The organism is Phenylobacterium sp., from assembly GCF_041913825.1.
Classification (GTDB): Bacteria; Pseudomonadota; Alphaproteobacteria; order Caulobacterales; family Caulobacteraceae; genus Phenylobacterium.
In genome coordinates this window covers 19,043-37,603 of sequence record NZ_JAYSEO010000020.1, presented here as the reverse complement: position 1 = coordinate 37,603, position 18,561 = coordinate 19,043, and the positions used below count along the sequence as shown (strand labels likewise).

The following is an 18,561-nucleotide window of genomic DNA, read 5'->3' as shown; positions in this document are numbered from 1 at the left end:
CTCCGTCGCTCCGCTTGGCGCGGCCCCTCCGGGCGACGCCGTTCGCGCCCTCAGTAGTCCCGCCGCCAGCGCACCGCCAGCTTGGTGCCCGCCTGCTGGGTCAGCCGCGAGATGATCGACAGGTGCCGGCGCACGCGCCACTCGACCTGAGCCGCCGTCCCCTCGCGCCCGCCGCCGATGATCTCGAGATAGACGTCGTCGGTGAGGTACTTGCCGCCGGCCACCGTCAGCGCCGAGTCCCCGCCGCCGCCCGCGAAGGCCAGCCGGTCGAGGCCGGCGAAGCTGCGCAGGTTGCCGATGACGTCGAAGCCCCCGCCGCCGGCCAGCGCCGACACCGCCGAGGCGAGCTGCGCCGCCTCGATGGGCGAGAGCTGCGAGGCCGAGCGGCCGAACAGCACCTGCGACAGCACCTCGTCGTTGGGCAGGCTGGGGGTCGAGGTCAGGCTGACCTCCGGCCGGGCGGCGTTGCCCCGGATGCGGACCACGGCCACCAGCGAGGGATCGTCGCGCACCGCGGTCAGGTCGAGGCGGATATCCTCGGGCCGGGTGGAGAGATAGACGACGCTGCGGTCGTCGAAGTCGAAGCGCTTGCCGGCGAACTGGTAGTCGCCGCGCACCACGCGCGCCGTGCCGCTGAGCTGCGGGCGCGAGGTGCTGCCGTTGACCCGCGCCTCGAGGGACAGCTCCACGTCGAGGCCCCGGCCGCGCAGGAACACCCGCCCCGGCGCATGCAGGCGCACGTCCAGGGCCCAGCCGTCGCCGCGCCGCGTGACCGGCGGCAGCGTCGCGGCGAGCTCCACCGGCCGGTTCCGCTCGACCACGTCCATGGCGACGACGCCTGAGGGGATCGGCAGGTCGGCGGCGACGTCCGCGCGATCTATGCCGAGGTCGCCCGAGAGCCGCACGCGCCCGTCGGAGCCCCGGTCAATGGTCACCGGACCGCTGGCGTGGGCGGTGGCCTGCTCGTTGTCGATCAGGCGGAAGTTGTCGAGGTTCAGGCGGAAGCTGGAGACCCCGGCGCGGGCCAGGCTGATGCGGCCGGCGCCCGCCACCGAGCCCCCGTGGCCGTCGACGCCGGTGACGCGGGTGACGTTCACGGCGCTGTCGGCGAAGTCCGCCCGCAGCGCGATCTGGCGCAGCGAAAGCCCGGTCTGGCCATCCTCGAACCGGCCGTCGGCGACGGTGATCCGGCCTGCGGCCTGGGGCGCGGCGAGCGTCCCGCCCAGCGTGCCGACGGTGGAGACCTGGCCCGCGAAGCTGCGCTCGCCGCCGATCAGCAGGTCCCACAGCGGCCGCACCTCGCCCTCGGCGGCGAACCGGCCCTGCATCGGCCGCTGGCGCGCGACCGCCAGCCGGAAGGGGGCGGCCGACGCCTCCGTGGGCAGCACGACATAGGTCGTCGCCCGCAGGCCCTGCTCGTTGGTGGCCGCCGCCTCCAGCGTGAGGGCCGAGTCGGCCAGCCGGCCGCGCACCGTGCCGTCGATCCCGGCGCTGGTGGGCAGGCCGCGGCCCCGGGCGTCGGTGAGCCGCGCGTCGACGAGGCCGGTGAGCGCCGCCCCGCGGCCCTGCAGGGTTACGGTCGCCTGCACCTGCCCCGCGAGGTCTTCGTCGAACAGGCCGAGCCCCAGCCCGGCCACCTGGGCGCGCACGTCGGCGGAGCCGTCGGCCAGCCGCCCGTCGAGGTCGATCCTGCCCCCGTCGGCCGCGGCCAGCCGCACCCGGGCGCTGCGTTCCGGCCCGGACACCCGGAAGACCGCGGTCTCCATCGTGCGCAGGTCGCGGTCGCCGAGGCGCCCGCCGCCGTCGAAGCTGACCGCGTATCCGGGACTGGCGTCGGAGAGCACGCCGCGGCCGGCGAAGCTCCACCGCTCCGCGCGGGTCACCCCTTGCGCCTCGGCCGCGTAGGGCAGCCGCGACAGCGGCCCGTCGGCGGAAAGGCGGAAGGACCGGATAGCCGTGCCCCCGACGCCCGCCAGCATGAGGTTCTGGCCGGTCAGGTCGAGGTCCGCACGGGCGCCTCCGCCGGCGTCGACGATGCGCAGCGTCCCCGCCGCACGACCCGACTGCAGGAAGGCGCCCGGCCCGACCTCGAGCCGAAGGTCGGCGGCCGACGGCGTGCGACGGCGAAGCGACAGCGCGCCCTCCGCCCGCAGCCCACCGGCGTCGACGGAGAGGCCGGTGAGATCGACCCCGCCCGCGGGGAAGCGGAAGTCGGAGCGCGCCCGGGCCGGACCGTGCTGGCTCTGCGCCGCCAGCGCCACGGCGCCCGACGAGCCGTCGGGCTTACGCTGGAAGCTGAGGGTGAGCTGGGCGTCGCGCAGCGGCAGCCGCGGCACGTCGATCTCGTCGATCCGGGCCGTCAGGTCCGCCCGCGGCTGGCCCAGAGTGCCGCCGACGGCGCCGTCGCCGCGGGCGCGGCCGGCGATCTCCACAGGACCCGCGCGGAAAGGCCCGCTGGCGGACCAGTCCACCTTGAAGGCGAGGCCCCCGTCGGCCGCGAGCACGCCCGAGGCGCCGGCGTCGAACGCCGCGCCGTCCAGCGCGGCCCGGGACACCGCCACGCGCCGGCCCTGCAGGCTGGCCTCGCCGGACAGGCGCGGGCTCGCGCCGAGGAGCCGGTCGAGCTCGGCGTAGCCGGTGGCGAACCGCTGCCCCCGCGCGTCGACATCAAACACCCAGGGCCGCCCCGCCCCGCCCTGGTTCGCGGACCAGGTTGCGGTGAGCTGGCCGGCGGCGCCCGGCCGGGCGGCCGCCAGGTTCGACAGCAGGGCGCGGCCCTTGAAGTTCAGTCCGCCGAGCAGGCTGCGGCCGCCGGACGCGTCCACGTCGAGGCCCTTGCCGTCGACCTCGAGCTCCCGGAGGGACAGCCGGCCGTCGGCGAGACGCGAGCCGTCGAACGTCGCCCGGGGCGCGCCGCCCATCATCGCCGCGATCCAGCCGGAGCCGGAGCCGCCGCGGCCGGCCAACGTCGCTTCGACGTTCACCGCGCCCGCCCGGGTCTCCACCTCGAGGGGCCCGCTCACCTGGTCGAGGCCGTAGCCGCCCAGCCGGAGCTGCGACACGGCGCCCGAACCGGCGAACCGGTAGCCGATGCGCCCCCCGGTGAGCACGCCGCTGATGCGCGCCGCGCCCATCTGCGGCCCCCCGGTGATCCGCGACAGCCCGCCCGTCGTCGCCGTGACCGTCACGCCCTGCGGGCCGATCTGCCGCTTCCCGAGGTCGCCCCGGCCGCGCGCCTGCACGTCCAGGTTCTCGGAGTCCAGCTTCGCCGCCAGGTCGTAGAGCGCGTCCCCGGCCTTGCGCCCCGTGATGTCGAAAACGACCTCCGGCCCCACCCGTCGCGCCCAGGCGGCGGTGAGCTCCGAGGCGGTGAGCAGCAGCCGGCCGCTCGCCTGGCCGCCGGCCGGCGTCCACGCGCCCTGGGCCACGATCGGCCTGAGCTCGCCCGACGTGGCGAGCGCCGTGAACCGCCCCTCGGCCGTGCGACCGTCCGCCCGCACGTCCATGGCGAAGGGCTGGTCGGCGGCGAGGCCGAGCGCGCCGGCGAGCGCGCCGCCGCGCGCCTCGAGCGCATCGACGCGCACCTTGAGCGGCCCCCTGCCGCCCATGTCGACGTCGACGTAGAGGTGGTCGCCGGGATGCAGGACGCTCTCTGCCCGCGCGTTCACGGTGCGCCCGCCCCGGCGCTGCACGTCGAGCGCCAGGTTCAGGTCGTAGACGCCGCGCCGGTAGCTGAACTCCGGCAACATCTCGACGCGGGCGACGGCCTTGTCGATATGGAAGGACACCGGCATCCCCCGGTCCTTCCCCTTCGGGGTCAGGGTGGGCCGGCGGATCAGCCGGATGGACTGGGCCTCGATGCTGTCCGCGTGGAAGCGTCGCCTGAAGAGTTCCAGGTAACGCCATGTCATGTGGACGTTATTGGCCTCCAGCCACACACCCTTCTCGTCGCGAATGGTGAGCTTGCGGATCCGGAAGTCGCGCCAGATGTCGCCGGACAGGCCTTCGATCTTCAGCCGGCCGAAGCGGCTGACCTTCAGCCCATCGGTGCGGGCCTCGATGAGCAGCCGGGCCTCGGGGAGGAGCACGCCGTAGCGGGTCCCCATCACGATCGCCCCGAGGCTGACCACCACGGTGATAGCCAGCACGACGAGCACGCGCGGGAGCAGCTTGCGCTTGATCGCCTCGGCCGGCGCGGATGTCTCGGACGCCTCGCTCAAAAGCTCTGACCGATGCTGACGTAGATCTGGAAGGGCGCGCCGCCGCGACGGGCCGAGACCGGCGTGGCCACGTCGACCCGGACCGGGCCGAAGTTCAGATGGTAGCGCACCCCTATGCCCGCGCCGATCGCCAGGTCCTGGAAGGCCGGCGTCTGCTCGCTCACCACCGAGCCCGCATCGACGAAGGCGGCGAACTCCCAGCGCGGCGTGAACCGGCGCCGCAACTCGAGCGAGGCCTCGAAGAGCGCCGCCCCGCCCTGGGGCGTGCCGTCGGACAGCCGCGGGCCCACGTCCTGGTAGCCGAACCCGCGTACCGAGCCGCCACCGCCGGCGTAGAAGCGCCGCGAGGCCGGGAGTTGCGGGATCTGGCCGTTGACGATGCTGCCCAGCCGGAGCCGCCCGGCGGCGACGGTCCGGCCCTCCTCGAACGGGACGTAGACGCTGCCCTGCGTTTGCAGCCGCAGGTACGGGAGATTGGTCTCGCCGACGATGACGGTGGGTTCGGCCCGCACGTTCACCCGCCAACCCCGGCGGGGATCGAGCGGATCGTCGGAGCGGTCGAGAGAGAAGTCGCCGAGCACACTGGCCGTCACCAGGTCGCGGCCGAGCGGGTTGAGCGTCTCGGTCCGCAGCTCCTCGGTGCGGCTCACGTCGACGGACGCGCCCAGGGTCACATAGGAGCCCTGCACCAGCGAGGTGGTCCGGCCGAACCGGCGGGTCACGTCGGCGCGGACGCCCACCCCCGTCTCGTCATAGGCGTCCGTGCGCACCCGGTAGGCCGCCGCGCCGGTGGTGAGCGTCTGCTGCGGGCGGCGCCAGTGCGGCAGGGACAGGGTGGGCGCGATCCGGCTGTCCAGCTCGGAGACGCGGCCGAGGACCGAGAGCGTGTCGGCCCGGCCGAGCCAGTTGTACCGCGTCCAGCGAGCCTCGACCCCGGCGCCTTCCTCCGTCGCGTAGCTGGCGCCGATCTCGAGGGTGCGGCGGGTGCGCTCGGCGACGCTGACCACCACCGGGCGATAGCCCTCGGGCGTCGCCTCCGCGGCCGGCGCCAGGGCGACGGTGACGCTGTCGTAGACGCCCGCGTCGAGCAAGCGCCGCTCCAGTTCCCCCACGTCGTCGGGGTCGTAGGCCTCGCCCTCGCGCCAGGGCGCCAGCCGGCTCACCCAATCCGGATCGGTGCGGCCGTCGGTGATCAGCTTGACGCCGTCCAGTCGCACGATGTCGCCGGCGGCGATCCGGAAGGTGGGCCGCACCGTCTGATCGGCATGGTCGACGATCACCTCGCGGGACTCGGCCCGGACGTCGGCGTAGCCGCGCTGCTGGATGGCAGCGACGGCTCGGCCCTCGGCCCCCACGACGTCCGCGGCGCGGCCGGGCTGCCCGGGCTGCAGCTCGAGTGCGGCGGACGCGGCCTGCCCGGCCTGGGGCTCGGGCGGCGATCCCACCCAGTCGATCCTGGGTTCGGCGATGCGGAAGCGTGGGCCGGGGGTCACGCGGACGAGCGCCATCGGCGGATCGGCTTCGCCCACATCGGGCTCGACGGCGTAAGCGTAGTAGCCTTCCGAACGGAGGACCGCGATGGCGTCCTCGGCGGCGGCGCGCGCGCGGCGGCGGGCTTCGAAGCGGTTGCTGATCGGCCGGTCGGTCTCGCCGATCGCGCGCTGGATGGCCTCGCGCAGCTCGGGCTCGAGGTCCCCCTCGACGGTGGCGCGCGGCTGGTCAGCCCGCGCCGGCGCAGCGGCCAGCGCACAAAGGGCCGCCGAGGCGGCGACGGCATGAACCAGTCGACTCAAAGCCCAAGTTTCTCCGAGCGCCCCTGGCCCGGTTTAGCGGCGCGTTCGATGGCTGTCACGGCTCCGCTACGCGGATTCGCGTTTGAGATGTGGCAGGTCCCCAACTGCGACGTTCTGCGGCGGCGCGCGGACAACTAGAACGGGTTAGGGAGTTATGCGCAAGTAAACAAGCTCTGCGATACCGGAATCACGGCGCGCGTTTCGGGCGAAAGTTGGGCGATTTCGCAGGTTTGGCTGGCTCCCGGGGTCACAATAGCTTGTGATCAAAACCCGGAGCTTGACCAGAAACTCAAGTTGCTGAGCAAGCGGCCACCCCCTATCCCCGAAAACACCGCAGGGGGGAGCGACGCGCGGCCGTTGGCCGGCGGGACTTCCATACAACTCACCATCACCGCCGAGGGTTTCCGCATGGCTTACCGGAATTTCGTGGGCGCGCTGCTGCCTGACACCAACCAGGCCGGAGGGATCCGTTATGTGAACGGCACCTGGGCGGACGAGACGCTCCAGGGCTCCGGCGGCGCCGACCAGTTCGAGGGCGGCGGCGGCCGTGACACCTTTGTCGGCGCCGGCGGGGACGACTTCTACTGGGTGCGCGACACCCGCGACCAGGTCGTGGAATGGGCCGGCGGCGGCGTCGACACCGTGAAGATCTGGAACTCCTACGCCCTGCCGGCGAACGTGGAGAACCTGATCGTCTTCGGCCACGGCAGCTATGCGGCCGGCAACGACAGCGACAACATCATCGAGGGCCAGGACGGCGACCAGTTCATCTACGGCGGCCGCGGGGCGGACGTGCTGATCGGCGGGTCCGGGGCCGACACCTTCCTGGTCCGCCAGGGCGAGGGCGGCAAGGTCATCCAGGACTTCCAGTCGTGGAGCGACAAGCTCCGGCTGATCGGCGGCCAGCTCAACACCTTCGACGAGGTGAAGGCGGCGATGACCCAGCAGGGCGCCGACGTGGTGCTGAACGACGGCGGGACCCAGATCGTCTTCCGCAACGCCAGCATCGGCCAGTTCGCCGCCCGGGATTTCCAGCTTCCCCTGGAGTACGGCGCCCTGGGCGCGCCCACCTTCCAGGACAACTTCGACAGCCTACAGACCGGCAGCGTCTGGAAGACCAACTTCGGCTACGCCGGCGACGGCCTGAACAGCTTCACCCTGCCGCGCAACGGCGAACAGCAGATCTATGTAGCGCCAGAGTTCAAGGGCACGACCGGCGCGCCCATGGGGCTGAACCCCTATTCCGTGAACAACGGCGTGCTGACCATCAAGGCCCAGCCCGTGTCGCCCGACGTCTCCGGCAAGATGTGGGGCTATCAGTACGCCTCGGGCATGCTGGATTCCCACTATCAACAGACCTACGGCTACTTCGAGATCCGCGCCGAGCTGCCGCACGGCAAGGGCCTGTGGCCGGCCTTCTGGCTGCTGGGCGAAGGCAACAACGAGATCGACATCCTCGAAGGCCTCGGGTCCGACACCAAGGTCCCGTACAACGCCATCCACTCGAACGCCGTGCCGGCCGCCGGCCTGCAGAACTTCGTCCCCGACGATAACGGCTTCCACACCTACGGCGCGCTGTGGAGCCCGCAGGACATCATCTTCTACGTGGATGGCGCCGAGGTGTGGCGCACCCCGACCCCGGTCGACATGCACCGGCCGATGCACATGATCGTCAACCTGGCGGTGGGCGGGAACTGGGCCGGCTCGCCGGACGGCACGACGCCCTGGCCGGCGGAGATGAAGGTCGACTACGTCAAGGCCTGGAACCTGCCCGACCCGAACTGGACGCCGAGCAACCCGCCGCCGACTCCGCCCGCGCCTCAGCCGCCTCCCCCGCCGCCGTCCAGCGGCGCCGGCCAGGTGCTGACCTCGGGCAAGTACGGTGACGTGCTGGCCGGCGGCACGGGCGCCGACACCCTGATCGCGGGCCAGGGGCCCGACCAGCTCACCGGCGGCGCCGGCGGCGACACCTTCGTGTTCAAGGCCGCCCCGTGGAACGCCGGCCGGATCAAGGACTTCGTCGTCGGGACCGACAAGCTGGACCTCTCCGCCCTGCCGAACCACGGCGCGGTGGCCTTCGAGAGCGACGGGGCCGGAGGCACGAAGGTGGTGCTGGACGTCGACGGCGCGGGCGGGCAGTGGCCGTTCCACATCGTCACCCTCGAAGGCGTCTCGCCCGGCGGGCTGACCGCCGCGAAGGTGTTCGGCCAGGATGGCGGCGCGGCGCCGTCGCCATCTACGCCGGCCCCGCCGCCGAGCTCCACGGCCGGTGTGACCCTGGTGTCGCGGACCTACGGCGACACTCTCACCGGCGGCGGCGGCGCGGACACGCTGACGGCCGGCCAGGGGCCCGACCGGCTCACCGGCGGCGCGGGCGCCGACCACTTCGACTTCGACGCCCTGCCCTGGAACGCCGGCCACGTGACGGACTTCCAGGCCGGCGTGGACAAGCTCGACCTCTCGGGCCTCCGCGCCCAGTACGCCGGCGGCGACATCGGCCGCGACGTGAGCTTCGTCGCGGACGGCGCGGGCGGGACCAAGGTCATGCTCGACGTGGACGGACCATGGGGTGGCCAGTGGCCGTTCCACATCACGACCCTCGACGGCGTGGCGCCGACCAGCCTGACCCGCGCCGACTGGATCTTCTGAGCGCGACGCGCGGCGGCGTTGCCTAGATTTTAGGCAGCGCCGCCATCGCACCCCAGTTGATGCTCCGCAACCCGCTTCCAGGCGTTAGGCTCATTCGGAGCTTCAACCAGGAAGAGGGACGAGCGGGGCGTGGCGAGGGATCAGGCGACAGTCGAGGCGCCGCTGGCGATCCCCTCGCCCTATGACGAGATGCGCGGGCCGGATGGGCAGGTCCGCCCGCACTACGCGGCGCTTGCCGCCCGGCTGGAGACCCTGAGCCCGCAGGAGCTCGCCGAGCGCCAGCGGACGCTCGAACGCTTCTTTCTGCTCCAGGGCATCACCTTCACGGTCTATGGGGCCGAGAGCTCCACCGAGCGGATCATCCCCACGGACCTGTTGCCCCGGATCATCGCCGCGAAAGAGTGGGCGACGATCGAGACCGGGCTGACCCAGCGCCTGCGGGCGCTGAACATGTTCCTGGCCGACATCTACTCCGAGCAGCAGATCCTGATGGACGGGGTGGTCCCCCGGGACCTGGTGCTCTGTGCGCCGAGCTACCGGCGCGAGATGCAGAACCTGTACGTCCCGCACGGAGCCTACGCCAACGTCTGCGGCTCGGACCTGATCCGCCAGCCCGACGGCGCCTTCGCCGTGCTCGAGGACAACCTGCGGGTCCCCTCCGGCGTCTCGTACATGCTGGCCAACCGCGAGGCCTCCAAGCGGGTCTTCCCCGGCACCTTCCGCGGCGCCGGCGTACGGCCCATCGACCGCTATCCCGACCTGCTGCTCTCCACCCTGAAGAGCATGGCGGCGGACTGGCGGCCGAACCCGCAGGTCGTGGTGCTGACGCCCGGCGTCTACAACTCGGCCTACTTCGAGCATGCCTACCTCGCCCGCCTGATGGGCGCGCCGCTGGTCGAGGGCCGCGACCTCGTGGTCCACGACAACATGGTCTATATGCGGACCACCACCGGCCTGCGCCGGATCGACGTGATCTACCGCCGGGTGGACGATGACTTCATCGATCCGCTGACCTTCCGCCGGGACTCCGGCCTGGGCGCCGCCGGGCTGTTCAACGCCTACCGGGCCGGCAACGTGGTGATCTGCAACGCGCCGGGCACCGGCGTGGCCGACGACAAGGCGGTCTACGCCTATGTCCCGGAGATCATCCGCTATTACCTCGGCGAGGAGCCGATCCTGCCCAACATCGAGACCTACCTCTGCCGGGAGCCGGCCCAGCTCAGCCATGTGCTGGCCAACCTCGACAAGCTGGTCGTCAAGGCAGTGGGCGCGTCCGGCGGCTACGGCATGCTGGTGGGCCCGCACTCCACCCGCGCCGAGCGTGAGGCCTTCGCCGACGCCCTGAAGGCGGATCCCGCCAACTACATCGCACAGCCGACCATCCAGCTTTCCACGGCGCCCTGCCTGATCGACTCGGCCATCGAGCCCCGGCACGTGGACCTCCGCCCCTTCATCCTCTCGGGCGAGAAGATCGTCGTCACGCCCGGGGCGCTCACCCGCGTCGCCCTGCGGAAGGGTTCGCTGGTGGTCAATTCCAGCCAGGGCGGCGGATCGAAGGACACCTGGGTGCTCGCCGAGGGCAAGGAGGTGCGCGCATGATGCTCGCCCGCGTGGCCGACAGCCTCTACTGGATCGGGCGCTACGTGGAGCGCGCCGAGCACATGGCGCGGCTTTCCGACGTCATGCTGACCGCCACCCTCGACCGGACCGAGGCCGCCGCCCAGGTGGCCCGGATCGGTCTGGCGGCGGTGGGCGACACCGAGGCCGACAAGGTCCAGAACCCGTACGAGGCGATCCTGGCCCTGGTGCTGGAGCGCGACGACCCGGGCTCGATCGCCACGTCGCTCGCCCGCGCCCGCGAGAACGCCCGGCAGGTGCGCGACCAGATCACCACCGAGACCTGGGAGCGGCTGAACCTCATCCACCTGCGGATGACCGATCCCGACGCGCCGCGGGCCTTCCGCGAGGGCTCCCAGGCCTTCCTGCACGACACCATGGCCGACCTGCACCTGTTCAAGGGCGCGGCCGACGCCACCATGAGCCATGGCGAGGGCTGGCGGTTCCTGCTGCTGGGCGTCTACCTCGAGCGGGCCCAGCTCATCGGCTCCCTGCTGGAGGTCTGCTTCGGCGACGGGCGGCGGCGCGCGATCACCGATCACTTCGCGCTGACCAGCCTTCTGCGGATGAGCTGCGCGCTCGAGCCGTACCTGCGGGTCTACACCGCCGACATGCAGCCGCGCTTCATCCTGGAGTTCCTGCTGCTGGACGAGGACTTCCCGCGCTCCCTGCGGTTCTGCACGGCGAGGATCGAGGAGCACCTGGCGGTCATCGGGCGCAACGTCGACGCCGGCCACGCGGACCCCGAGCGACTGGCCGGGCGGCTGCGCGCGCGCCTGCAGTACGCCGACATGGAGGAGATCCTGGCCCAGGGAGCCAGCGCCTTCATCGCCAGCGTGCTCGACGAGTGCGCCGCCATCCACCAGCGGGTCTACGAGACCTTCGTGGCCTACCCGCTCGAACAGCGCCTGCCCGCCTGAGAGGCCAAGCCGTGCTCCTGGAAGTCCGCCACGTCACCCAGTACCAGTACGAGGCGCCTGTGCGCGAAAGCGTCATGGAGCTGTGGATGCAGCCGCAGCGCAGCCACAGCCAGCGGCTGGTCAGCTTCGAGCTGGAGCTCGATCCGCCGGCCAAGCTGTTCTCCTACGCCGACGCGTTCGGCAACGCCGTCTACCACTTCGACGTGCCCCAGCCGCACGACCGCCTGACCATCACGGCCCGCGCGGCGGTCGAGACCCAGCCGCCCCCACCGACCCCGGAGCACCTGGACATCGGCGAGTGGGACCGCCTGCGCTCCGACTTCGTCCGCGGCGACAACTTCGAGTTCCTGCATCCGCACGGCTTCGCGCGCGAGACGCCGATGCTGCACGCCTTCATGGAGGAGCACGGCCTGAACCGGCTGCGCTCCGCCTGTCCGCTGACCGCTGTCCGGGAGCTCTCCAAGGCGGTTTACGGCGCGTTCGGCTACGAGACCGGCGTCACCCGCGCCGACAGTCCCATCGACCACGTGCTGGAGGAGCGGCGCGGCGTCTGCCAGGACTTCGCCCACGTGATGATCGCCATCTGCCGCTCGTGGGGCATCCCGGCGCGCTACGTCTCGGGCTACCTGTTCACCGACCGCAAGCACGGCGACCGCTCGGATCCCGACGCCAGCCACGCCTGGGTGGAGGTCTTCCTGCCCTCGACCCGCTGGATCGGCTTCGATCCGACCAACAACATCGAGGCGGGCGAGCGGCACATCGCCTGCGCCATCGGCCGTGACTACTCCGACGTGCCGCCTTCGCGCGGCGTCTACAAGGGCGAGGCGGAGAGCCAGTTGGCGGTGGGGGTGTCGGTCCGCCGCGCGCGGGCCGCGCCGGCCGAGCCGGAGTTCCTGCGGGTCTCGCAGACCGCGATGCCTCGCAACGGCGCGCGGCGGCCGGGGTTCAGCGCGCTCTTGCAGGAACAGCAGCGCCAGCAGCAACAACAGCAGCAGCAGTGAGCGGAAGGTCGCTGCGGCGGGAAAGCGCGCTTACGCAGACGCTTTGACCCACGGTCCGGAATGGGGCCGACATGGCGCACCCGAGGGCCGTCGTAGCCCGCCGCAGCATCGTCGAATCTAGGACGCCGGCCCGCCGGGCGCCAGGACCCCGGACGAGGGCGCGGCTTGCAAAGGCCCCGAGCCGCGCCTAGCTCGGCCATGGAACCTTGCGCCGTCCGGGCCGCTCCGGCTGCGCATCCGCCAGCCAGGTTGATCCATGACCCGAGCCTCCCGCCCCCTGCTCGCGAGCCTGGCGCTCGCGCTCGCCCTCGCCGCCTGCGACCGAGTGGCCCCGCCCGCCCAGGCGCCGGCCCCGCAGACCTCAGGCCCGATCGTCGCCGCGCCGGTCGGCGGCGGCGCGCCGGACTCCTTCGCCCCCATCGTGAAGCGGGTGTCGCCGGCCGTGGTCTCCATCGACACCCTGGCGGTCGGCGGCGATGACATCGTGGGGGGCCTGCCGCCGGGACTCGGGGTCGTGCCCGTCCGCCGGGGCGCGGGCTCGGGCTTCATCATCAGCGCCGACGGCTTCGTGGTGACCAACAACCACGTGGTGGAAGGCGCCCAGCAGATCGTCGTCGCCCTGGCCGACGGACGGCAGTTCCCGGCCAGGCTCGTCGGCCGCGATCCGCCCACCGACCTCGCGGTGCTGAAGATCGACGCGGCCAACCTGCCCTACGTCAGCTTCGCGGGCTCGGCTCTGCCGGAGGTGGGCGACTGGGTGGTGGCGGTGGGCAACCCCTTCGGCCTCGGCGGCACCGCCACCGCGGGCATCGTCTCGGCCCACGGGCGCGAGATCGGCGAGGCCTACGTCAGCTATCTGCAGATCGACGCGCCCATCAACAGCGGCAATTCCGGCGGCCCGTCGTTCGACCTCCAGGGGCGGGTGGTGGGCGTCAACACGGCCATCTTTTCGCCTACGGGCGGCTCGGTGGGCATCGGTTTCGCCATTCCATCGGACCTCGCCGAGAGCGTGACCCGCCAGCTCATCCGCTCGGGCCGGGTCACCCGCGGCTATCTGGGCGTGGGGATCGCCGACCTGACGCCCGCGCTCGCCTACCGGCTGGGCGTCGGCGGCCAGCGCGGCGCGGTCATCGCCGGCGTGGCGCCGGGCGGTCCGGCGGCCGGAGCCCTGCGGCCCGGCGACGTGGTGACGGCCGTGGGCGGCGAGGCGATCACCGGCGCGGGCGGGCTCACGCGCGCCATCGCCGGCGCGCAGCCAGGCTCCCAGCTCGTGCTCAGCGTGCTGCGCGACGGCCGGAGGCAGGAGGTGACGATCCGCGTCGCCCGGCGTCCGGAGAACCTGCCGCAGTAGGCTCAGACGCCGAACGTCACGTTGCCCTGGGCGTCCATGGCCCATGCCGGGTTCCAGGCGATCTCCCAGGCATGGCCGTCCGGATCGGCCACGTAGCCGCGAAAGCCGCCGTGCGGCGGCGCGTCCGCGGCGCGCAGGAGCCGCCCGCCGGCCTTCACCAGGCGCTCGAGGAGGGGCTCCACCTCCTCCCGGCCCCGGACGTTGTGGGCCAGCGCGACCGCCGCCGGCGCCACGCTGCCCGGCCGCCGCATGTCGGCCTCGAGCTGAGGCGTGAGCCAGGTCCCGAGGACCAGGCCGTTCAACGGATAGAACACGATCTCGTCGTTCTCGAACGCCGGGCTCCAGCGGAAGCCGTCGACGTAGAAGCTCCGCGACGCCTTCAGGTCGCGGGTTCCCAGGGTGATCACCGAAACATAGGGCTGCATGGTTCACGTCCTCTGCCGCGCCGGCGCACCGCGCGCCGCCGCTGAAGGCCGTGGGACTCGGAGGCCGAGGGACCGCCGGACAGACCCGCGCGATGCGGGGGCTGGGCTAACCACACCAGCCTGCCTTTTTCGACGATATCGAGGATAGGCCCGCCGCTGCGGGATTGGTAGGCCGGCTGGGATTCGAACCCAGGACCATTCGATTAAAAGTCGAATGCTCTACCACTGAGCTACCGGCCCCCGTCGCGGGAGGGCCGATGGCCGCCCGGGCGAAGCGGCGCGGAACCTAGGCGGGCCGGCCGATGCGCGCAAGGGCGTGTCCGGCCTTAACTGCGCCACAGGCTGCGCTAGGATGCCGCCGCCATGCGCCACGCCCCCTTCGCCGCCCTGATTCTCGCCGCCACCGCCCTCACCGCCTGCGCGACCGCCGGTCCGGGCGGCAAGATCCAGACGCGCAGCGAGGCGACGCGCGAAAACATGACGGGCGCGGTGACCTCCCCGCTCCGCGACCTGAACGTCGTGCGCTCCAAGATCCCCGAGGTGCTGCTCCGCGCCATGGCCGACCCATACGAGCGGCCGCCCAACACCCGCTGCCAGACCCTGATCGCGCTGGTGCAGCCGTTGGACCAGGCGCTGGGCGCTGACCTGGACGTGCCGCAGACCAGCGAGGACGACCTGCTCAGCCGCGAGACCGCCTATGGCGCCGTGGCCAGCGTCGCCAGCGGCGCGATCCCGTTCCGCGGATGGGTGCGGCAGCTCTCCGGAGCCGAGCGGCACGACGGCGCCGTGCAGGCGGCGATCACCGCCGGCGCGGTCCGGCGCGCCTATCTCAAAGGTCTGGGGGAATCGAAGGGCTGCAAGCCGCCGGCGACGCCCAGCCACGTGAAGGCCGGCTCGCCCGTCGTGAACCAGGCCGGTGGGCTGAAACCTAGGTATCCGACCCGGAAGCCCGGCGCCTGAAATCGCTCCGGAACGCTTCGAGCCGGCCCTCGGCGATGGCCGCGCGCATCTCCGCCATCAGGCGCTGGAAGAAGGCGATGTTGTGCCAGGAGAGCAGCACCTGGCCGAGGATCTCGTCCGCCTTCACCAAGTGATGCAGATAGGCCTTGGAATAGTCCCGGCTGGCCGGCACGTCGCTGTCGGCGTCGAGTGGGACCTCGTCCTCCGCAAAGCGGGCGTTCTTCAGATTGATCGGCCCATCCCAGGTCCAGGCCTGCCCGTGCCGGCCGGACCGGGTGGGCAGCACGCAGTCGAACATGTCCACGCCCCGCCAGACCGCCTCCACGATGTCGATCGGCTTCCCGACGCCCATCAGGTAGCGCGGCCGGTCGGGCGGAAGCTGGGCCGGCGCGAAGTCGAGCACCTCCACCATGGCCTCGTGCCCCTCGCCCACCGCAAGGCCGCCGATGGCGTAGCCGTCGAAGCCGATCTCCTGCAGCCGCTCGGCGGACTCCTTCCGCAACGCTTCTGACGTGCCGCCCTGCTGGATCGCGAACAACGCCTGGCTATCGCGTTCGCCGAACGCGTTCTTTGATCGCAATCCCCAGCGGGCCGACAGCCGCATGGCCTCGGCGACCGCCTCCTCCGGCGCGGGCAGCCCGACGAGCTGGTCGAGCTGCATGACGATGTCGGAGCCCAGCAGGTCGGCCTGGATCTCAATGGAGCGCTCCGGGCTCAGCACGTGCCGGGAGCCATCCAGGTGGCTCTGGAAGGTCACCGCCTGCTCGGTGACCTTGGCGATCTTCGACAGGCTCATCACCTGGAAGCCGCCGGAGTCGGTGAGGATCGGCTTCTCCCAGCGCATGAAGCGGTGCAGCCCGCCCATCCGCGCCACCCGCTCCGCTGTGGGCCGCAGCATCAGGTGGTAGGTGTTGCCGAGGATGATGTCCGCGCCGGTGGCGGCCACTTGGTCGACGGTCAGCGCCTTGACGGTGCCGGCCGTGCCGACCGGCATGAAGGCCGGCGTGCGGATCTCGCCGCGGGGCGTCGACAGCACACCGGTGCGGGCCCGGCCATCGCTCGCCTGGATGGTGAACGGAAAGGCGGCCATCAGGCTCTCCAGAGCAGGGACGCATCCCCGTACGAATAGAAGCGGTACCCGGTCGCGATCGCGTGGGCATAGGCGCCGCGCATGGTCTCCAGTCCCGCGAAGGCGGACACCAGCATGAACAGGGTCGACTTCGGCAGGTGGAAGTTGGTCATCAGTCCGTCCGCCGCCCGAAAACGGTAGCCGGGCGTGATGAAGATCGCGGTCTCGTCCATGAACGGGCGCACCACGCCGTCCTCGCCGGTCGCCGACTCGAGAAGGCGGAGGGAGGTGGTGCCCACGCAGACGATCCGGCCGCCGGCGGCGCGCACGGCGTTCAGCCGCTCGGCGGTGGCCGCGTCCACCTCGCCCCACTCCGCGTGCATCCGGTGCTCGGATAGGTCTTCGGTCTTCACCGGCAGGAAGGTGCCCGCGCCCACGTGCAGGGTGACGAAGGCCGTGCCCACCCCTGCGGCGTGCAGGCGCGCGAACAGCTCCGGCGTGAAGTGCAGGCCGGCCGTCGGGGCGGCCACGGACCCGTCCTCGGCCGCGTAGACCGTCTGGTAGTCGGCGTGGTCCCGGGCGTCCTCGCCCCGCTTGGCGGCGATGTAGGGCGGCAGCGGCATCGCCCCGCGCTCGGCGATGGCGGCGTCGAGGTCCGGTCCGGAGAGGTCGAAGGCGAGCGTCACCTCTCCGCCCTCCGCCTTCTCCCGCACGGTGGCGTCCAGCGCGCCAAGCAGGCACGCCCGGTCGCCGGTCTCGCCAAAGGAGACGCGGTCGCCCGGCGCCAGCCGCTTGCCCGGCCGCATGAAGGCCGTCCAGACACTGGGCGACAGCCGCTTGTGGAGCGTCGCTTCGACCGCCACGCGACTTTCCTCGCGGCTGCGCACGCCCTTGAGCCGGGCTGGGATCACCCGGGTGTCGTTGAGCACCAGGACGTCGCCGGCGCGGAGCTGGCCCGGCAGGTCGCTGACGTGCAGGTCCTGCAGCGGCCGGCCCGGATCGACCACGAGCAGGCGCGCGGCGTCGCGCGGGCTCTCGGGCCGGAGCGCGATGCGATCCTCGGGCAGGTCGAAGTCGAAGTCGGCCAGTTGCATGGAGGCGGCTCAAGGCCACGGGGCCGCACTCGCGTCAAGCGCGCGGCGTGCTAGAGGCGCGGCATGCGCTTCGTGCGACTCGCCCTGCTGGCCCTCCTCGCTGTGCCGGTGTTCCTGTTCGCGGGCCTCGGCGTGATCGCGCCGCTGATCGGCCAGTTCGGCCGAGCCGACCTCAACGCGGACATCTCCAACCACTTCGCGCCGGTCTGGCTGGCAGGCTCGCTCGGTGTGCTGCTGTCGGCCGCGGTGTTCCGCGACGAGGCGCGGCGGCTGGTGCTGGTGGTCGGCGCGCTTGGGGTCCTGCTGTCCGGCAGCCTCATGCTGCCAGAGTTCCTGAGGCCCGGCGGGCCGAAGGCTGCGGCCTCGACGCCTGGCCAGCTCAAGATCGTGCAGCTCAATGTCTGGCACCACAACCCGGACCTCGGACGCGCCGTCGACTGGCTGGTGGCCGAGGACCCGGACATCGTCGTCGCCGAGGAGACCACACCGGCCTTCCGCGCCCTGATGGCGGAGCGCACCGACTGGCACGTCACCTGCCCCGACTGCGAGGTGATGATCTTCAGCAAGCGCCGGCCGACGGGCCGTAGCCTGCAGCCGCCCCGCGGCGCCCGGCACGTGCCCATGGCGGTGGCCCGGTTCAGCGACCTCGCGGTTGTCGGCGTGCACTACGCCTGGCCCACCGACGCCGCCGACCAGCAGTATCAGGAAGCACGCCTCGCCCGCGTGCTGGACGGCGTCGACCGTGAACGCGCCATTGTCGCCGGCGACCTCAACTCGACGCCCTGGTCGTTCTCGCGCCGCCGCTGGGACGAGCGGTTCGGCCTGGTCCGCCGCACCCGTGCGGTGTTCTCCTGGCCCGCGCGGGCGCAGCCCCGCTTCCCGGGGGTCGGCCTGTTCCCCTTCCTGCCCATCGACCACGTCTATGCCGGGGCGGGCTGGGCGACGGTGGCGGTGGAGCGCGGTCCCAAGGTGGGCTCGGACCACTATCCGGTGGTGGTCACCCTAGCGCCTGCCGCGCCCCGCTGAGGGCCTCCTCGTAGCGTGCCCGCTCGGCCGCATGACGCCCGCGCTCGGATTCGATCTCGGCCTCGATCCGGGCCCGCTCGCGCTCGAGCTTGCCGATCGCCTGCTCGTGGGCGGCGTCCAGCGACGCCAGCTTCTTCTCGAGGTCGGCGACCTTCTTCAGCGCCGCCTTGGAGGGTCCGGCCGGCTTCGGCTTCTTCGGCGGCTTGAGCTTGGCGAGCTCGCCCCGCGTGCCGGCGGGACGCCGCAGCACCTCGCCGGGCTGGGCCGTCGCGGCGGCGACCAGCTCGGCCTCGTCGGTCTCTCGGGCCATGCCCGTCTTGAAGAGGTCGAGGTGGCTCCCCCAGGCCGCGAGCGCCTTGGCCTTCGAACTGGTCGCCACCACGAAGTCGGTGAAGCCGTCCGACGTGACGAAGACCTTCAGCCTGGGGGCCATGAC

Annotated in this window: 13 protein-coding genes and 1 tRNA gene; 7 read left to right on the top strand and 7 right to left on the bottom strand. The window is 72.2% G+C overall.

Going from position 1 to position 18,561, the window contains the following annotated elements; all coding sequences use genetic code 11:
• Positions 1-50: 50 nt before the first annotated feature.
• Both ACE3Q8_RS16630 and ACE3Q8_RS16625 read right to left on the bottom strand, forming a co-directional pair.
• The gene (locus tag ACE3Q8_RS16630; protein ID WP_374471411.1) at positions 51-4,220 is read right to left on the bottom strand and encodes a translocation/assembly module TamB domain-containing protein; all 4,170 of its coding nucleotides are present in this window, start codon (positions 4,218-4,220) and stop codon (positions 51-53) included.
• Positions 4,217-6,013, bottom strand: a complete 1,797-nt coding sequence (locus tag ACE3Q8_RS16625) for an autotransporter assembly complex family protein (protein WP_374471410.1) — start codon at positions 6,011-6,013, stop codon at positions 4,217-4,219. The genes ACE3Q8_RS16630 and ACE3Q8_RS16625 overlap by 4 nt, the downstream gene beginning before the upstream one ends.
• 408 nt (positions 6,014-6,421) lie before the next feature.
• On the opposite strand from ACE3Q8_RS16625, the gene ACE3Q8_RS16620 reads away from it, so the two are divergent.
• The 5 genes from ACE3Q8_RS16620 to ACE3Q8_RS16600 all read left to right on the top strand — a co-directional run bounded on the left by ACE3Q8_RS16620 (position 6,422) and on the right by ACE3Q8_RS16600 (position 13,551).
• Positions 6,422-8,662 carry a family 16 glycosylhydrolase gene (locus ACE3Q8_RS16620; RefSeq protein WP_374471409.1) on the top strand — a complete coding sequence of 747 codons (2,241 nt, stop codon included), beginning with the start codon at positions 6,422-6,424 and terminating at the stop codon, positions 8,660-8,662.
• A 189-nt stretch (positions 8,663-8,851) separates the two neighbouring features.
• Complete coding sequence (locus ACE3Q8_RS16615) at positions 8,852-10,261, top strand: circularly permuted type 2 ATP-grasp protein (protein WP_374471461.1); 1,410 nt, start codon at positions 8,852-8,854, stop codon at positions 10,259-10,261.
• On the top strand, positions 10,258-11,199 hold the full coding sequence (locus ACE3Q8_RS16610) for an alpha-E domain-containing protein (RefSeq protein ID WP_374471408.1): 942 nt from the start codon (positions 10,258-10,260) through the stop codon (positions 11,197-11,199). The genes ACE3Q8_RS16615 and ACE3Q8_RS16610 overlap by 4 nt, the downstream gene beginning before the upstream one ends.
• 11 nt (positions 11,200-11,210) lie before the next feature.
• Complete coding sequence (locus ACE3Q8_RS16605; RefSeq protein WP_374471407.1) at positions 11,211-12,200, top strand: transglutaminase domain-containing protein; 990 nt, start codon at positions 11,211-11,213, stop codon at positions 12,198-12,200.
• Positions 12,201-12,456: 256 nt separating this feature from the next.
• A complete protein-coding gene (locus ACE3Q8_RS16600) occupies positions 12,457-13,551 on the top strand; it encodes a S1C family serine protease (RefSeq protein WP_374471406.1) in 1,095 nt (364 codons plus the stop codon).
• A gap of 2 nt (positions 13,552-13,553) precedes the next feature.
• On the opposite strand, the gene ACE3Q8_RS16595 is transcribed toward ACE3Q8_RS16600, so the two are convergent.
• Both ACE3Q8_RS16595 and ACE3Q8_RS16590 read right to left on the bottom strand, forming a co-directional pair.
• Positions 13,554-13,976 (bottom strand): VOC family protein, encoded by a 423-nt coding sequence (locus tag ACE3Q8_RS16595; RefSeq protein WP_374471405.1) that lies wholly within the window; start codon positions 13,974-13,976, stop codon positions 13,554-13,556.
• Between the two features lie 165 nt (positions 13,977-14,141).
• Positions 14,142-14,216, bottom strand: a tRNA-Lys gene (locus ACE3Q8_RS16590).
• 123 nt (positions 14,217-14,339) lie between these two features.
• On the opposite strand from ACE3Q8_RS16590, the gene ACE3Q8_RS16585 reads away from it, so the two are divergent.
• Entirely contained in the window at positions 14,340-14,936 is a 597-nt protein-coding gene (locus ACE3Q8_RS16585) for a hypothetical protein (protein ID WP_374471404.1), read from the top strand.
• On the opposite strand, the gene tgt is transcribed toward ACE3Q8_RS16585, so the two are convergent.
• Entirely contained in the window at positions 14,905-16,026 is a 1,122-nt protein-coding gene (gene tgt, locus ACE3Q8_RS16580) for a tRNA guanosine(34) transglycosylase Tgt (protein ID WP_374471403.1), read from the bottom strand. The two genes, ACE3Q8_RS16585 and tgt, sit on opposite strands and share 32 nt — an antisense overlap.
• On the bottom strand, positions 16,026-17,099 hold the full coding sequence (gene queA / locus ACE3Q8_RS16575) for a tRNA preQ1(34) S-adenosylmethionine ribosyltransferase-isomerase QueA (RefSeq protein WP_374471402.1): 1,074 nt from the start codon (positions 17,097-17,099) through the stop codon (positions 16,026-16,028). Before queA ends, tgt begins: the two co-directional genes overlap by 1 nt.
• 63 nt (positions 17,100-17,162) lie before the next feature.
• On the opposite strand from queA, the gene ACE3Q8_RS16570 reads away from it, so the two are divergent.
• On the top strand, positions 17,163-18,125 hold the full coding sequence (locus tag ACE3Q8_RS16570) for an endonuclease/exonuclease/phosphatase family protein (protein WP_374471401.1): 963 nt from the start codon (positions 17,163-17,165) through the stop codon (positions 18,123-18,125).
• On the opposite strand, the gene ACE3Q8_RS16565 is transcribed toward ACE3Q8_RS16570, so the two are convergent.
• Positions 18,097-18,558 (bottom strand): hypothetical protein, encoded by a 462-nt coding sequence (locus ACE3Q8_RS16565; RefSeq protein WP_374471400.1) that lies wholly within the window; start codon positions 18,556-18,558, stop codon positions 18,097-18,099. The genes ACE3Q8_RS16570 and ACE3Q8_RS16565 overlap by 29 nt on opposite strands.
• Between the last annotated feature and the right edge of the window lie 3 nt (positions 18,559-18,561).

Excerpts from the sequence above, each read along its gene's own strand:
- ACE3Q8_RS16620 (WP_374471409.1), top strand. The coding sequence starts at position 6,422 with ATGGCTTACCGGAATTTCGTGGGCGCGCTGCTGCCTGACACCAACCAG.
- ACE3Q8_RS16615 (WP_374471461.1), top strand. The coding sequence starts at position 8,852 with ATGCGCGGGCCGGATGGGCAGGTCCGCCCGCACTACGCGGCGCTTGCC.
- ACE3Q8_RS16610 (WP_374471408.1), top strand. The coding sequence starts at position 10,258 with ATGATGCTCGCCCGCGTGGCCGACAGCCTCTACTGGATCGGGCGCTAC.
- ACE3Q8_RS16600 (WP_374471406.1), top strand. The coding sequence starts at position 12,457 with ATGACCCGAGCCTCCCGCCCCCTGCTCGCGAGCCTGGCGCTCGCGCTC.
- ACE3Q8_RS16595 (WP_374471405.1), bottom strand. The coding sequence starts at position 13,976 with ATGCAGCCCTATGTTTCGGTGATCACCCTGGGAACCCGCGACCTGAAG.
- ACE3Q8_RS16585 (WP_374471404.1), top strand. The coding sequence starts at position 14,340 with ATGCGCCACGCCCCCTTCGCCGCCCTGATTCTCGCCGCCACCGCCCTC.
- tgt (WP_374471403.1), bottom strand. The coding sequence starts at position 16,026 with ATGGCCGCCTTTCCGTTCACCATCCAGGCGAGCGATGGCCGGGCCCGC.
- queA (WP_374471402.1), bottom strand. The coding sequence starts at position 17,099 with ATGCAACTGGCCGACTTCGACTTCGACCTGCCCGAGGATCGCATCGCG.
- ACE3Q8_RS16570 (WP_374471401.1), top strand. The coding sequence starts at position 17,163 with ATGCGCTTCGTGCGACTCGCCCTGCTGGCCCTCCTCGCTGTGCCGGTG.
- ACE3Q8_RS16565 (WP_374471400.1), bottom strand. The coding sequence starts at position 18,558 with ATGGCCCCCAGGCTGAAGGTCTTCGTCACGTCGGACGGCTTCACCGAC.